Annotated in this window: 9 protein-coding genes; 5 read left to right on the forward strand and 4 right to left on the reverse strand. The window is 68.9% G+C overall.

What is annotated here, in order from left to right; genetic code table 11:
* Positions 1–55: 55 nt before the first annotated feature.
* The 4 genes from ACFV6V_RS14510 to metH form a co-directional block, all read right to left on the reverse strand.
* Complete coding sequence (locus ACFV6V_RS14510) at positions 56–1,642, reverse strand: ABC transporter substrate-binding protein (protein ID WP_385564030.1); 1,587 nt, start codon at positions 1,640–1,642, stop codon at positions 56–58.
* Positions 1,643–1,701: 59 nt separating this feature from the next.
* Complete coding sequence (locus tag ACFV6V_RS14515) at positions 1,702–3,303, reverse strand: ABC transporter substrate-binding protein (RefSeq protein ID WP_385564033.1); 1,602 nt, start codon at positions 3,301–3,303, stop codon at positions 1,702–1,704.
* Between the two features lie 471 nt (positions 3,304–3,774).
* Entirely contained in the window at positions 3,775–4,476 is a 702-nt protein-coding gene (locus tag ACFV6V_RS14520) for an HAD family hydrolase (RefSeq protein ID WP_385564036.1), read from the reverse strand.
* A gap of 232 nt (positions 4,477–4,708) precedes the next feature.
* The gene (gene metH, locus ACFV6V_RS14525; protein WP_385564039.1) at positions 4,709–8,296 is read right to left on the reverse strand and encodes a methionine synthase; all 3,588 of its coding nucleotides are present in this window, start codon (positions 8,294–8,296) and stop codon (positions 4,709–4,711) included.
* Between the two features lie 257 nt (positions 8,297–8,553).
* Between metH and ACFV6V_RS14530 the strand changes: the two genes are divergently transcribed.
* The 5 genes from ACFV6V_RS14530 (at position 8,554) to ACFV6V_RS14550 (ending at position 15,005) form a co-directional block, all read left to right on the forward strand.
* Positions 8,554–9,318, forward strand: coding sequence for an IclR family transcriptional regulator (locus ACFV6V_RS14530; RefSeq protein WP_385564042.1), 765 nt, complete (start codon positions 8,554–8,556; stop codon positions 9,316–9,318).
* Positions 9,319–9,756: 438 nt separating this feature from the next.
* On the forward strand, positions 9,757–10,545 hold the full coding sequence (locus ACFV6V_RS14535; protein ID WP_385564045.1) for an MIP/aquaporin family protein: 789 nt from the start codon (positions 9,757–9,759) through the stop codon (positions 10,543–10,545).
* A 37-nt stretch (positions 10,546–10,582) separates the two neighbouring features.
* A complete protein-coding gene (gene glpK, locus ACFV6V_RS14540; protein ID WP_385564048.1) occupies positions 10,583–12,112 on the forward strand; it encodes a glycerol kinase GlpK in 1,530 nt (509 codons plus the stop codon).
* A 15-nt stretch (positions 12,113–12,127) separates the two neighbouring features.
* Positions 12,128–13,738: an FAD-dependent oxidoreductase gene (locus ACFV6V_RS14545; protein ID WP_385564051.1), complete on the forward strand. Its 1,611-nt coding sequence runs from the start codon at positions 12,128–12,130 to the stop codon at positions 13,736–13,738.
* Positions 13,739–13,991: 253 nt separating this feature from the next.
* Positions 13,992–15,005, forward strand: coding sequence for a PAC2 family protein (locus tag ACFV6V_RS14550; RefSeq protein ID WP_361286820.1), 1,014 nt, complete (start codon positions 13,992–13,994; stop codon positions 15,003–15,005).
* The last annotated feature ends 2 nt before the right edge of the window (positions 15,006–15,007 follow it).

Below are 15,007 nucleotides of genomic sequence, written 5' to 3' on the forward strand. Positions count from 1 at the left end.
GACCGCGCATCCCGCGCGGTCCGAGCCCCTCCCCAGTGGGTGCCTGCTCTGCCCGTCAGCCCTTGTGGATCTCCCAGAAACGGAAGACCGTGGAGGCGTCGAGCGTCCACTCCAGGCCGGTGATGTTGCCGTGGGCGACCGCATACTGCTTGCCCTGCCACAGCGGCAGCACCGGGACGTCCTCGGCGACCAGGTTCTGAAGCTCGGCGAACTTGCTCTCGGTCGCGGCGCGGTCCGCCATGGCCGAGGTCTCCGGAATGATCTTGCCGGAGATCTGCTTGTTCTCGTAGTTGTTGTCGAGGACGTTGTCCGGGCCGAAGAACGGCTGGGTGAAGTTGTCCGGGTCCGGGTAGTCGGGGACCCAGCCCTTCACATACACGCCGTACTTGCCGGCCTTGATGTCCTTCTCGTACTGGTCGATCTCGACGGACTTGACGTCCGCCTTGAACAGGCCGCTGTCGTTGAGCTGCTTGGCGATGGCCTGGAGCTCCTGGTCGGTGGCCGGGCCGTAACGGCTGGACGTGGACCACAGGGTCAGCTGGACCTTGCCGGTGACACCGGCGGACCGCAGCGCCTGACGGGCCTTGTCGGGCTGCGGGCGGTCGCCGTAGCGCTCGAAGAACGCGGTGTTGTGTCCGGAGATACCGGCCGGGACGATCGAGTACAGCGGTTCGGCGGTGGCGTCGTAGGTGTCCCGTACGAGCGCGTCACGGTCCACCAGGTAGGCGAAGGCCCGGCGCACGGCGAGCTTGCCCGCGACCGGGTGCTTCATGTTGAAGACGAGGTGCTGGACCTCGGCGCTGTCGCCTTCGATGACCGAGATCTGCTGGTCGCCGGCGGACGCGTCGCCCTGGAGCCCGGCGACGTCCTTGGCGGTGAGGCCTCGGTACGCCACATCGACCTCGCCCTTCTTGAGCGTGGCCGCGAGCTTGTCCTGGTCGCCGTGGAAGAGCTTGAGGGTCACGCCGCCGTTGCGCACGGTCGCGTTGCCCTTGTAGTCCGGGTTGACCGAGAAGACCGCTTCGTCGTCGTTGAAGGAGTCCAGCTTGTACGGGCCGGAGCCGATCGCCTTGCCGTCGGCACGCAGGCCGCCGCCGTCGTACTCGCGGTGGTCGACGATTGAGCCCGCACCGGAGGCGATCTTGCTCGGGAAGGTGGCGTCCGGGCTCTTGAGCCGGAAGACGACCGTCCGCGCGTCGGGGGTCTCGATGCTGCCGATGGTGGCGAGCAGCGGGCCGGGGCCGGAGTCACTGGCTATCTTGATCGCACGCTCGAAGGAGAACTTGACGTCCTCTGAGGTCAGCGCATTGCCATTGCTGAACTTGAGGTCTTCGCGCAGGGTGCATCGGTAGACGGTGCTCGCGCCGCCCGAGAAGCCGCAGTCCTCGGCCGCGTCGGGCTCGGGGGTGGTGCCGCCCTTGGGGAAGCTCAGCAGGGACTGGAAGACGTTGTTGAACAGCAGCCACGAGCCGGGGTCGTAGCCGTCGGCCGGGTCGGTGGCCAGGACCTCGTCGGACATACCGACGACCACCCGGCTTCCCTCGGACGCGCCGTCGCCCTGTTCCCCGCCGCAGCCGGCCAGCAGGACGAGGGAGAGCCCCGCGGCGAGCGGGGCCGTCCTCTTGATGAGTCGTGCCTTCACAGAACCTTGCCTCTTGCTCTCGGATGCCGACCGCGACGTTCGCGGCCTGGTGCTGAAGTTCAGTCGGAGCCCTGCGCGAGCTCCCACAGCTGGAGGTCTGACGACGAGTTCAGCGCCCATTCGACGCCGGTGACCTCCGACCGGGCGGCGACGTACTGCTTGCCCTGCCACAGCGGCAGCACGGGCACATCGGCGGCCACGATGTCCTGCAGCTTGGTGAAGGACGCGGACGCGGCCTCCCTGTCGGCCTCGCGGCGCGAGGCCGGGATGAGCTGGTCGCGGGCGGCGGTGCTCACGTAGGGGCTGTTGAGGAAGTTGTCCTTGTCCAGGAACGGAGCGATGAAGTTGTCCGGGTCCGGGAAGTCCGGGAACCAGCCGAGCCCGTAGACCGCATAGTCGCCGCGCTTCTGGGCGGGGCGGAACTTGGACCACTCGGCGCCCTTGATCGTCACGCTGAAGAGCTTGGTGGCGTTGAGCTGGTCGCGCAGCGCCGCGAACTCGGCGGCCGTTCCGGGACCGTAGTGGTCGGTGGTGTAGTTGAGGGTGAGCTTGACGGGGGTGTCGATCCCGGCCCCGCCGAGGATGGCGGCGGCCTTCTCCCGGCTCGGCTCGCCGTACCGGTTGAAGAACGAGTTGGTGTGGCCGGCGATGGACGACGGAATCAGCGAGTAGAGCGGCTCCGCGGTCGCGCCGTACACCTTGTCCGCGATGCTTCCACGGTCGATGACGGAGGCCATGGCCTGGCGGACCGCCTTGTCCTTCACGGACGGGTCCTTGGTGTTGAAGCCGAGGTAGCGGATCTCCAGGCCGGGCATCTCGGTGAGCGCGATGTCCTTGCGAGGGTTCTCGGAGAGCTCGGCGATCTGGTCCGGGGCCATGGCCCGGGCCATCACGTCGATGTCTCCGGAATCCAGGGCACTGCCCATGCCGTGGGCATCGGCGAAGGGGCGCAGCTCGACCTTGCCGCTGCGGATCTTCAGATCCCCCTTGTAGTGAGGGTTCTTGGTGAAGACGGCGCTGACGAGCTTGTCGCCGTCCCGCTCGGTCTCGAGGGTGTACGGGCCCGAGCCGCTGACGTCGAAGCCTTCCCGCAGCTTCTTGCCGTCGTACGCATCCCGGCTGACGATGCCGGCGACGGGCGTCGAGAGCTTGTAGGGGAAGGTGGCGTCGGGGGTGCTCAGGTGGAAGACGAGCTCCTTGTCGCCCTTGACCTCGATGGTGTCGATGTTGGCGAGCAGACCGGCAGCGCCGTTGTCGGACCTGATCTCGAGGACGCGCTCGATGGAGAACTTCACGTCCTCCGCGGTGACGGGCTTGCCATCGGAGAACTGGAGACCGTCACGGAGGGTGCACCGGTAGCTCTCGCTCGCGTTGTCCGTGAAGGCGCAGCGGGAGGCCGCCTCCGGTACCGGGTCACCGCCGCCGCGCGGCACGTGCATCAGCGTCTGCAAGGTCTGGCGGAGTACGTTCCAGGCACCGGTGTCGTAGGCGTAGGCAGGGTCGAAGGGCGCCGGAGTGTCACTGTTGGCGACGAACTGGTCCGTGGTTCCCACGACAATGGCGCCGCCCTTGTCCACTCCGCCGACGGTCGCCCCACAGGCGGCGAGTACGGGGGCGAGCAGGCCGGCTATGAGCGGCAGCACCAGTGTCTTGCGGTTCATCCTGGATGTTCTCTTCCTCATCCCACACTGGGATACAGCGGCGTATGGATACTTCGCCGCGGGGTGCCCGGTCGGGGCTGGGCGATCGGGTCGGGACACAGCGCGATCGAACCTGTGACGTGGGGCAATGAGTGTGGCCCGTGACACAGGGGGTTTGCGGCAAAGTGCTCGCGTCGAGATTAGTGGGCTAGGCCACGAACACCGGACCGGACCCGAGTTGGGCCGCTGCCACCGGGTGAGCAGGCATGGTGGCGTATCGATAGTCATGCGGGTGGGCAATCCGGACGTCGAGCAGGGAACCGGGACACAAAGGCGCTTGTGAATGAGCTTGGGGCAGGACCTGCCCGTATGACCAGTCCCCGATGAGGTCACTTGGAGTGAGGAACCTCACGTTCTGTCGTGATTACGGAAGAGACACGTCCGGATGCCCAGAGTTCCCGGATGATTTGCGGGCCACCGTCGGTGTGCGCCTCAGTTCATCCGGGTGATCAGGGTGCGCAGGAAGGGCAGGTCGACCTCTTCGAGTGAGGTCACCACCACCCGGCCGTCGGCGGGGGCGATGGGCGCGACGGACGGAACCGCGACCACGCGGCAGCCGGCCGCCTCGGCCGCCGCGACCCCCGTCGCGGTGTCCTCGATGACGGCACAGCGGGCGGGGTCGGCACCCAGGCCCTGGGCCGCGAGGAGGTACGGGTCGGGGTGCGGCTTGGTCCGGGCGACCTCGTCGCCTGCGACGGTGAGCGCGAAGCGGTCGGCGCCCAGGGAGGCCAGCACCCGGTCGATGATGCGCCGGTGCGACGCGGACACCAGCGCCGTGGGCACATTGTGCGCGGCGAGCTCGGTGAGCAGCCGCTCGGCGCCCGGCATCAGCGGTACGCCGCTGGAGATGCGCCGCTCGAAGGTTTCGTTCAGCAGCACGGTGAGCTCCGCGAGGGTGATGTCCGCTCCGGTCGCCTCGATGAGATAGCCCGCGCTGCGGGTCATCGGGCCGCCCACCACCACGTCCCGCCAGGCCGCGTCCAGCTCATGCCCGAGGTCGGCGAACACCTCCACCTCGGCGTCCCACCAGAAGCCCTCCGTGTCCACCAGGGTGCCGTCCATGTCGAGGAAGACCGCTTGCAGGGCGGAGCCCGCACGCGTGTGCGTCGAGGACGCGGGGACCGTACTGGTCATCGGCACACCTCCGAGAGGGACGAGAAGGCCGGCCGCCTCCCGGTGAGGGAGGGCGACCGGCCTGCACTGGACCGATAAGTGTACGTCGCGAGCGTCCGCAGTGCGCCATCGAAACTCCGGGGCGTCCGGGCGACCCGGAACACCCCGGGAACGCCGTCACCAGGAGTAACCGGGCGCCGCGGGCCGCCCACCGGCTTCCAGGTGGCGCTGAGCGGGCGGCCCGGACGTGGCCCTAGCGCGCGTTGAAGTACTTCGCCTCGGGGTGGTGGATCACGATGGCGTCCGTGGACTGCTCGGGATGCAGCTGGAACTCCTCGGAGAGCTGCACGCCGATCCGCTCGGGCTGGAGGAGATCGGCGATCTTCGCCCGGTCCTCGAGGTCGGGGCACGCGCCGTAACCGAGGGAGAAGCGCGCTCCCCGGTACTTGAGCGCGAACATGTCCTCGATGTCCGCCGGGTCCTCGCCACCGAAGCCGAGCTCGGCGCGCACCCGGGCGTGCCAGTACTCCGCCAGCGCTTCGGCCAACTGCACGGAGAGCCCGTGCAGTTCCAGGTAGTCGCGGTAGGAGTCGGAGGCGAAGAGCTGCGCCGTCGCCTCACCGATCCTGGATCCGACGGTGACCACCTGGAAGCCGACCACATCGGTCTCGCCCGACTCCTCGGGGCGGAAGAAGTCGGCCAGGCACAGCCGCCGCCCGCGCCGCTGGCGCGGGAAGGTGAAGCGGGTGCGCTCGGAGCCGTCCTCGCCGAGGATGATCAGATCGTCGCCCTTCGACACACACGGGAAGTAGCCGTAGACCACGGCCGCCTCCAGCATGTTCTGGGTGTGCAGCTGGTCCAGCAAGCCTCGCAGCCGGGGGCGGCCCTCCGTCTCCACCAGCTCCTCGTACGACGGGCCGTCGCCGTGGCGGGCCTGCTTGAGCCCCCACTGGCCCTTGAACAGCGCGCCCTCGTCGAGCCAGGAGGCGTACTCCTTGAGCTGGATGCCCTTGATCACCCGGGTGCCCCAGAACGGCGGCTCGGGGAGACGGTTGTCGGTCGCCACGTCGGAGCGGGCGGAACCCTCGGGACTCTCGGCGGGCTCCTCGGCCACCGCCGCGGTCGCCCGTACCCTGCGCTGCTTGAGCTCGGGGAGGCTTGCGCCGGGGACGCCGCGCTTGACCGCGATCAGGGCGTCCATCAGGCGCAGCCCCTCGAAGGCGTCACGGGCGTAGCGGACCTCGCCCTCGTAGATCTCGTGGAGGTCCTGCTCGACGTAGGCGCGGGTGAGGGCCGCGCCGCCGAGGATCACCGGATAGTCGGCGGCCAGCTTGCGCTGGTTGAGCTCCTCCAGGTTCTCCTTCATGATCACGGTGGACTTCACCAGGAGCCCCGACATGCCGATCACATCGGCCTTGTGCTCCTCAGCGGCTTCCAGGATCGCGGAGACGGGCTGCTTGATGCCCAGGTTGACGACGTTGTAGCCGTTGTTGGAGAGGATGATGTCCACGAGGTTCTTGCCGATGTCGTGGACGTCGCCGCGGACGGTGGCGAGCACGATGGTGCCCTTGCCCACCTCATCGCCTTCGGTCTTCTCCATGTGCGGTTCCAGATAGGCCACCGCGGACTTCATGACCTCGGCGGACTGGAGCACGAAGGGGAGCTGCATCTGGCCGGAACCGAAGAGTTCGCCGACCACCTTCATTCCGTCGAGCAGGATGTCGTTGACGATCTCGAGGGCCGGGCGCTGCTGAAGGGCCTCGTCCAGGTCGGCCTCCAGGCCGTTGCGCTCGCCGTCGATGATGCGCCGCTTGAGGCGCTCCTCGAGCGGCAGCGCCGCCAGTTCCTCGGCCTTGCCCGCCTTCAGGGACTTGGCGGTGGCCCCCTCGAACAGCGCCATCAGCTTCTGGAGCGGATCGTAGCCTTCGCCGCGCCGGTCGTAGATCAGATCCAGTGCGGTGCCGACCTGCTCCTCGTCGAAGCGCGCGATGGGCAGGATCTTGGACGCGTGCACGATCGCGGAGTCCAGGCCCGCCTTGGTGCACTCGTCGAGGAAGACCGAGTTCAGCAGGATACGGGCGGCCGGGTTGAGGCCGAAGGAGATGTTGGACAGGCCGAGGGTGGTCTGGACGTCCGGGTGGCGGCGCTTGAGCTCGCGGATGGCCTCGATGGTGGCGATGCCGTCCTTGCGGGACTCCTCCTGGCCGGTGCAGATGGTGAAGGTCAGCGTGTCGATGAGGATGTCGGACTCGTGGATGCCCCAGTTCGCGGTGAGGTCCGTGATGAGCCGCTCGGCGATCTCCACCTTCTTCTCCGGGGTACGGGCCTGGCCCTCCTCGTCGATGGTGAGCGCGATCAGGGCCGCTCCGTGCTCCTGGGCGAGACGGGTGACCTTGGCGAAGCGGGAGTCCGGTCCGTCGCCGTCCTCGTAGTTGACGGAGTTGATGACCGCCCGGCCGCCGAGCTTCTCGAGCCCGGCCCGGATGACCTCGACCTCGGTGGAGTCGAGCACGATGGGCAGGGTGGAGGCGGTGGCGAAGCGCCCGGCCAGCTCCTCCATGTCGGCGACACCGTCGCGGCCCACGTAGTCGACGCACAGGTCGAGCATGTGGGCGCCTTCGCGGATCTGATCACGGGCCATCTCCACGCAGTCGTCCCAGCGGCCCTCCAGCATGGCCTCGCGGAACTTCCTGGACCCGTTGGCGTTGGTCCGCTCCCCGATGGCGAGGTACGAGGTGTCCTGGCGGAACGGCACGGTCTGGTAGAGGGAGGCGGCACCGGGCTCCGGGCGCGGCCGGCGCTCAGCGGGCGCCAGGTCGCGTACGCGCTCCACGACCTGCCGCAGATGTTCGGGGGTGGTGCCGCAGCAGCCGCCGACCAGGGAGAGGCCGTACTCGCTGACGAAGGTCTCCTGGGCGTCGGCGAGCTCGGAGGCGGTCAGCGGGTAGTGGGCTCCGTTCTTGCCGAGCACCGGCAGGCCGGCGTTCGGCATACAGGACAGGGGAATCCGCGAGTGCCGGGCGAGATAGCGCAGGTGCTCGCTCATCTCGGCGGGCCCGGTGGCGCAGTTCAGCCCGATCATGTCGATGCCGAGGGGCTCCAGCGCCGTGAGGGCCGCGCCGATCTCGGAGCCGAGCAGCATGGTGCCGGTGGTCTCGACGGTGACCGAGCAGATCAGCGGCAGGCTGAGGCCGGTGGCCTCCATGGCGCGGCGGGCGCCGATGATCGCGGCCTTGGTCTGGAGCAGGTCCTGCGTGGTCTCCACGAGCAGCGCGTCGGCGCCGCCGGCGATCATCCCCTCGGCGTTCTGCTGGAAGGCGTCGCGCAGTGTGAGGTACGGGGCGTGGCCGAGGGTGGGCAGTTTGGTGCCGGGGCCCATGGAGCCGAGCACCCAGCGCTGCTGTCCGGTGGCGGCCGTGTACTCGTCGGCGACCTCGCGGGCGATCCGGGCACCGGCCTCCGACAGCTCGTACACCCGCTCGGCGATCTCGTACTCCGCCAGCGCGGCGAAGTTGGCGCCGAAGGTGTTGGTCTCGACGCAGTCGACGCCGACGTCGAAGTACTCGGAGTGCACCGAGCGGACGATGTCCGGGCGGGTGACGTTCAGGATCTCGTTGCAGCCCTCGAGGTTCTGGAAGTCGTCCAGTGTGGGGTCCTGCGCCTGGAGCATCGTGCCCATGGCTCCGTCGGCCACCACCACACGGGTGGCGAGCGCCTCGCGGAGGGCGTCGGCCCGGGCCCTGTGCTCGACTGGGACGGCGGGCTCGGCGGGGACTGCGGACCCCGCGGACGTCGCCGCGGGTGTCGTGCTGTCGGCGGAAGGGGTCGGCAACGAGGCCATGGATTGCTCCCTGGGATGCGACGGCTGTCGGCTTTGCGGGCCCTCGGGGGCGCCGCACCCGGCCAGCCTAGCCGGGAGTCTCGATCTGTGGGGCGCTGTCCCAGCCGGTGGACGGCATGCCGTACCGGCAATCGGGTGATGACCCGATGATGTCTGAAACCGCGCGGTCTTGACACACTGTCCTCGCGGTAACACCTATTCGGCATCGGCCGATAGTGTTCAGCATTGTCGAACCCACGGGGAGAAAGGTCCGGGCGATGGCGAAGAACATCCAGTCGCTTGAACGGGCGGCGGCCATGCTGCGACTGCTCGCGGGCGGCGAGCGCCGACTCGGGCTGTCCGACATCGCCTCGTCCCTCGGCCTCGCCAAGGGCACGGCGCACGGCATCCTGCGCACCCTCCAGGCGGAGGGCTTCGTGGAGCAGGACGACGCGTCGGGCCGCTATCAGCTGGGCGCGGAGCTGCTCCGGCTCGGCAACAGCTATCTGGATGTGCACGAGCTGCGGGCGCGGGCCCTGGTCTGGACGGACGACCTGGCCCGTTCCAGCGGTGAGAGTGTCCATCTGGGGGTGCTGCACCAGCACGGCGTACTGATCGTCCACCACGTCTTCCGCCCCGACGACAGCCGTCAGGTGCTGGAGGTCGGCGCGATGCAGCCGCTGCACTCCACGGCACTGGGAAAGGTGCTGGTCGCTTACGACCCCGTGGCCCACAGCGAGGTGCTCGAGATCGACCGCAAGCAGTTCACGCCCCGTACGGTCACCAAGCCCTCGGAGTTCGAGGAGCTGCTGGATCTGACCCGGGCGCGCGGCTGGGCGGCCGATCTCGAGGAGACCTGGGAGGGCGTGGCCGCGGTGGCCGCACCCATCCACGACCGTCGCCGGATGCCGGTCGGCGCGGTGGCCATCACGGGCGCGGTGGAGCGGGTGTGCAACGACGGCGAGCTGCGCTCCGAGCTGGTGGCGGCGGTACGGGACTGCGCCCGCGCCGTCTCCCGCGATCTGGGCGCGGGGCGCTTCTGAACGGGCGGGGCCGCTCGGGTCGGGACGTACGCCGGGGCCCGTAGAGCGTCGGCGCGACGGTCGGCGCGTCCCGCCGTGACGCGGAGCGGCCGCCGAGTTCATGCCGTCCCGCCGGGCGGAACGCTGGCTGGATCCCGCCGCGAAAGGCCTGCGACTGGGCCCACGTGAACCCACACAAACCCCCCACACCAGGCGCTTCTGATCGTTCAGGCGCATCATCGATAACGATCGGGTTTTCAGCCACACAACCCTTGACGTGGTGTTAACCACAGGGCAAAACTGCCGTTCAACGGTCGGCATTGTCGAACACCTACCGGTATTGCACGCTAGAGTGTGGCAACGCCAAGGCCGGTACCGCTCTCATTCCTCGAGGGCGCGAACCGCGGAGGGGACCCGCTGGTTCGTCTTGCCCTGGACGCAAGTACTAAGGAGTCGCGGGTGTCCAGCTCCGACATCTTCATCGGCGAGGTCATAGGGACCGCCACGCTCATCCTGCTCGGCGCCGGCGTTGTCGCCGCCGTCGTGCTCAAGCGCTCCAAAGCGCAAAACGCCGGCTGGCTGGCCATCACCTTCGGGTGGGGCTTCGCAGTCCTGACCGCTGTCTACATCTCCGCCCCGCTGTCCGGTGCCCACCTCAACCCTGCGGTCACCCTGGGCATCGCCATCACCAGCGGCGACTGGAGCCAGGTCTGGCTCTACTGGCTGGGCCAGCTGATCGGCGCCATGATCGGCGCCTTCGTGGCCTGGCTCGCGTACGCCGGACAGTTCAAGGCCCATCTGACGGACCCGGAGATCATCTCCGCTCCGCCGCACGAGGAAGGTCTGGTCAGCGAGAAGGCTGCCCCCAAGGCCGGTCCGGTGCTCGGCATCTTCTCCACCGGCCCGGAGATCCGTGTCGTCTGGCAGAACCTCGCCACCGAGATCATCGGCACCTTCGTTCTGGTGCTCGCCGTACTCACCCAGGGCCTCAACGACAGCGGCAAGGGTCTCGGCCCGGTCGGCGGTCTGATGGTCGCCCTGGTGGTCGTCGGCATCGGTCTGTCTCTCGGTGGACCGACGGGCTACGCGATCAACCCCGCGCGTGACCTCGGCCCCCGCATCGTCCACGCCCTGCTGCCGCTGCCGAACAAGGGTGGCTCCGACTGGGGGTACGCCTGGATCCCCGTCATCGGTCCGCTGATCGGTGCGGCCATCGCCGCGGGTATCTACAACATCGCATTCGCGTGAGCCGTACGTCCTTTCCTCAGATTTCCGGGAGTACACCGTGACCGACGCACACACCGCCGGCCCGTTCATCGCGGCCATCGATCAGGGCACCACCTCCTCTCGCTGCATCGTCTTCGACAAGGACGGCCGGATCGTCTCGGTCGAACAGAAGGAGCACGAGCAGATCTTCCCGAAGCCGGGCTGGGTCGAGCACAACGCCAGCGAGATCTGGACCAACGTCCAGGAGGTCGTGGCCGGCGCCATCGAGAAGGGCGGCATCTCCGCCGCCGACGTGAAGGCCATCGGCATCACCAACCAGCGTGAGACCACGCTGCTGTGGGACAAGAACACGGGCGAGCCCGTCCACAACGCCCTCGTGTGGCAGGACACCCGCACCGACACGCTCTGCAGGGAGCTCGGCCGCAATGTCGGGCAGGATCGATTCCGCCGTGAGACCGGTCTTCCGCTGGCGAGCTACTTCTCCGGCCCCAAGGTCCGCTGGCTGCTGGACAACGTCCCGGGTCTGCGCGAGCGCGCCGAGCGCGGGGAGATCCTCTTCGGGACCATGGACTCCTGGGTCATCTGGAACCTGACCGGCGGTGTCGACGGCGGACACCACGTCACCGACGTCACCAACGCCTCGCGCACCATGCTGATGAACCTCCACACCATGGAGTGGGACGAGAAGATCGCCCAGTCCATGGACGTGCCCATGGAGGTACTGCCGGAGATCCGCTCGTCCGCCGAGGTGTACGGCCACGTCAAGGGCGGCGTCCTGGACGGCGTCCCGGTCGCGTCGGCGCTCGGCGACCAGCAGGCCGCGCTGTTCGGCCAGACCTGCTTCGCCGAAGGTGACGCGAAGTCCACCTACGGCACCGGCACCTTCCTGCTGATGAACACCGGCAGCAAGATCATCAACTCGTACTCGGGCCTGATCACCACCGTCGGATACAAGATCGGCGACGAGCCCCCGGTGTACTCGCTCGAGGGCTCCATCGCCGTCACCGGCTCCCTCGTGCAGTGGATGCGCGACCAGATGGGCCTGATCAACTCCGCGGCGGAGATCGAGACCCTCGCGTCCTCGGTCGAGGACAACGGCGGCGCCTACTTCGTCCCCGCCTTCTCCGGCCTGTTCGCCCCGTACTGGCGCTCCGACGCCCGCGGTGTGATCGCCGGACTGACCCGCTATGTCACCAAGGCGCACATCGCGCGCGCCGTTCTCGAGGCCACCGCCTGGCAGACCCGCGAGATCACCGACGCCATGACCAAGGACTCCGGCGTCGAGCTCACCTCGCTCAAGGTCGACGGCGGAATGACCTCCAACAACCTGCTGATGCAGACGCTCGCCGACTTCCTCGACGCACCGGTGGTGCGGCCGATGGTCGCCGAGACGACCTGCCTCGGCGCGGCCTACGCCGCCGGCCTGGCCGTCGGCTTCTGGCCGGACACCGACGCCCTGCGCGCCAACTGGCGCCGGGCCGCCGAGTGGACCCCCCACATGGACCCTGCCAAGCGTGACGGGGAGTACAAGGACTGGCTCAAGGCCGTGCAGCGGACCCTGGGCTGGATCGAGCACGACGAGAGCTGACGAGGAGCACCAAAGATGACCACCCTCCAGAGCGTCCCCGTCCCGGGGACGCACCCGGCCTCCGGTTCGTTGCCGAGCCGCGCCGAGACCCGGGAGCAGCTTGCCAAGGCGACGTACGACCTCCTGGTGATCGGCGGCGGCATCCTGGGCATCTCCACTGCCTGGCATGCCGCGCAAGCCGGACTGCGGGTGGCCCTGGTGGACGCCGGCGACTTCGCCGGCGCCACCTCATCCGCCTCCTCCAAGCTGCTCCACGGCGGTCTGCGATACCTCCAGACCGGCGCGGTCAAGCTGGTCGCGGAGAACCACTTCGAGCGCCGTGCGGTCTCCCGGCAGGTGGCCCCCCATCTGTCGAACCCCCTGACCTTCTACCTTCCGGTCTACAAGGGCGGACCGCACGGCGCCGCGAAGCTGGGCGCGGGAGTCTTCGCCTACTCGGCGCTCTCCGCGTTCGGTGACGGCGTGGGCCATGTGATCTCCCCGGGCAAGGCGCAGCGCGATGTGCCCGAGCTGCGCACGGAGAACCTGCGGGCCGTGGCCGTGTACGGCGACGACCAGATGAACGACTCGCGTATGGCACTGATGACAGTCCGCGCGGCCGTCCAGTCCGGAGCGGTCGTGCTCAACCACGCCGAGGTCACCGGCCTGCGCTTCACCCAGGGCCGGGTCACGGGTGCGGAGCTCAGGGACCGCACGGACGGTACCGAGTTCGGCGTCGACGCCCGGCTGGTGCTCAACGCGACCGGACCGTGGGTGGACCACCTGCGGAAGATGGAGGACCCGAAGGCGGCGCCCTCCATCCGTCTCTCCAAGGGCGCCCACCTGGTGCTCAAGCGGACGGCCCCGTGGAAGGCCGCTCTCGCGACCCCGATCGACAAGTACCGCATCACTTTCGCCCTCCCCTGGGAGGACATGCTCCTGCTGGGTACGACCGACGAGGAGTACGAGGGCGACCCGGCGGATGTCTCGGTCAACGAGAAGGACACCGCCCAGATCCTGGACGAGGCGGCCTTCTCCATCCGCGACCAGCAGCTCTCCCGCGATCTGATCACCTACTCGTTCGCGGGGCTGCGGGTGCTGCCCGGTGGCCCCGGCGGCACCTCTCAGGCCAAGCGCGAGACGGTGGTCACCGAGGGTCGCGGCGGGATGCTGTCGGTGGCCGGCGGAAAGTGGACGACATTCCGCCACATCGGGCGCACGGTGATGTCCAAGCTGGCCGCGCTGCCGGGCCGGCCGTTGGCCGACGACATGGAGCCGCTCTCGCAGCTGCCGAAGAAGCTCCCGCTGCCGGGCATAGCCAACCCCCGCGCGGTGGCCCACCGGCTGCTGGTGGACGGACCTGCGCCCGGCCCCCGTATGGCCGCCGACACCGCCCGGCACCTGGCCACGCACTACGGTTCGCTGTCGTTCGACATCGCGCGCCTGGTGAGCCAGTCCCCCGAGCTGGGCGAGCGGATCCACCCCGACGCCCCGGAGATCTGGGCTCAGGTGGTCTACGCTCGCGATCATGAGTGGGCCGAGACCGCGGACGACGTGCTGCGCCGGCGTACGACCCTGACGATCCGCGGACTTGCCACGGACGACATCCGCACCAAGGTCGAGGACCTGCTGGAGCGCACGCCCTGATAGGGCCTGAGCTGGGCCCGGGCAGGGCCTGAACCAGAGGTTCCGCGCCGATGCGGCGACGGGGGCGGCTCGATCTGCGAGCCGCCCCCGTCGTCTGTGCGTCCCCTGTGTGCGCCACCGGCCGCGCAGCCCCAACTGCTCATCGGGGCACTGGGGATCGAAGTTCACCCGGCCGTGCACAGGGGCTCGGGCGGGCTTCCCTGAAGCCGTAAGGTTGGTCCGTACACAAGGAAACGTCGGAAGGAGGCACTGGGTGATCGAGCTCGAGGGGGTTCCCGAGCTGATCGACCCGGTCATGGTGGCCGCGTTCGAGGGCTGGAACGACGCCGGCGACGCTGCCTCCACCGCGGTCGCGCATCTGGACCGGGAGTGGAAGGGCGAGGTGTTCGCGGCGCTTGACGCCGAGGACTACTACGACTTCCAGGTCAACCGGCCGACTGTGTGGCTGGACGGCGGGGTACGGAAGATCGTCTGGCCCACCACCCGGCTCTCCGTGGTCCGGGTCGGCGGCGAGAAACCCCGCGACCTGGTACTGGTGCGCGGGATCGAGCCATCCATGCGCTGGCGCTCGTTCTGCAACGAGCTGCTGGGCTTCGCCCATGAGCTGGGCGTGGAGATGGTCGTGATCCTGGGCGCGCTGCTCGGCGACACTCCACACACCCGTCCGGTGCCGGTCAGCGGAGTCACATCGGACCCCGACCTGGCCAGAACGATGGATCTGGAGGAGACCCGCTACGAGGGCCCGACCGGCATCGTCGGCATCCTCCAGGAGGCGTGCACCCATGCCGGTGTGCCGGCGGTGTCCCTGTGGGCTGCTGTTCCGCACTACGTCTCCCAGCCGCCCAACCCGAAGGCGACGCTGGCCCTGCTGAACCGGCTGGAAGACCTCATCGGCCTCCGCATCCCGCTGGGTGAACTCCCGGAGGACGCACGGGCCTGGCAGCTCGGCGTCGACCAACTCGCCTCCGAGGACAGCGAAGTGGCGGAATACGTCCAGACGCTGGAGGAGGCGCGGGACACCGCCGAGCTTCCCGAGGCCTCCGGCGAGGCGATCGCGCGCGAGTTCGAGCGCTATCTGCGGCGGCGGGACGGTGGTCCGGCCTCCGGACAGGGGCAGCCGGGCGGGCACGCGACGGACGGCGGCGACGGCGGCTCGTATCTGCGCGATCCGTCGAGCGGGCGGACCCGCCCGCCCAGGCCGCAGCGGCCGGATCCGGAGCAGGAGTCCGGGGACGATCCGGACTCACGGGACTCGTCCGAGGACTGAGC

The sequence above is a fragment of the Streptomyces sp. NPDC059828 genome (assembly GCF_042731955.1).
In the GTDB taxonomy this organism is placed as follows: domain Bacteria; phylum Actinomycetota; class Actinomycetes; order Streptomycetales; family Streptomycetaceae; genus Streptomyces.

Excerpts from the sequence above, each read along its gene's own strand:
- ACFV6V_RS14515 (WP_385564033.1), bottom strand. The coding sequence starts at position 3,303 with ATGAACCGCAAGACACTGGTGCTGCCGCTCATAGCCGGCCTGCTCGCC.
- ACFV6V_RS14520 (WP_385564036.1), bottom strand. The coding sequence starts at position 4,476 with ATGACCAGTACGGTCCCCGCGTCCTCGACGCACACGCGTGCGGGCTCC.
- metH (WP_385564039.1), bottom strand. The coding sequence starts at position 8,296 with ATGGCCTCGTTGCCGACCCCTTCCGCCGACAGCACGACACCCGCGGCG.
- ACFV6V_RS14530 (WP_385564042.1), top strand. The coding sequence starts at position 8,554 with ATGGCGAAGAACATCCAGTCGCTTGAACGGGCGGCGGCCATGCTGCGA.
- ACFV6V_RS14545 (WP_385564051.1), top strand. The coding sequence starts at position 12,128 with ATGACCACCCTCCAGAGCGTCCCCGTCCCGGGGACGCACCCGGCCTCC.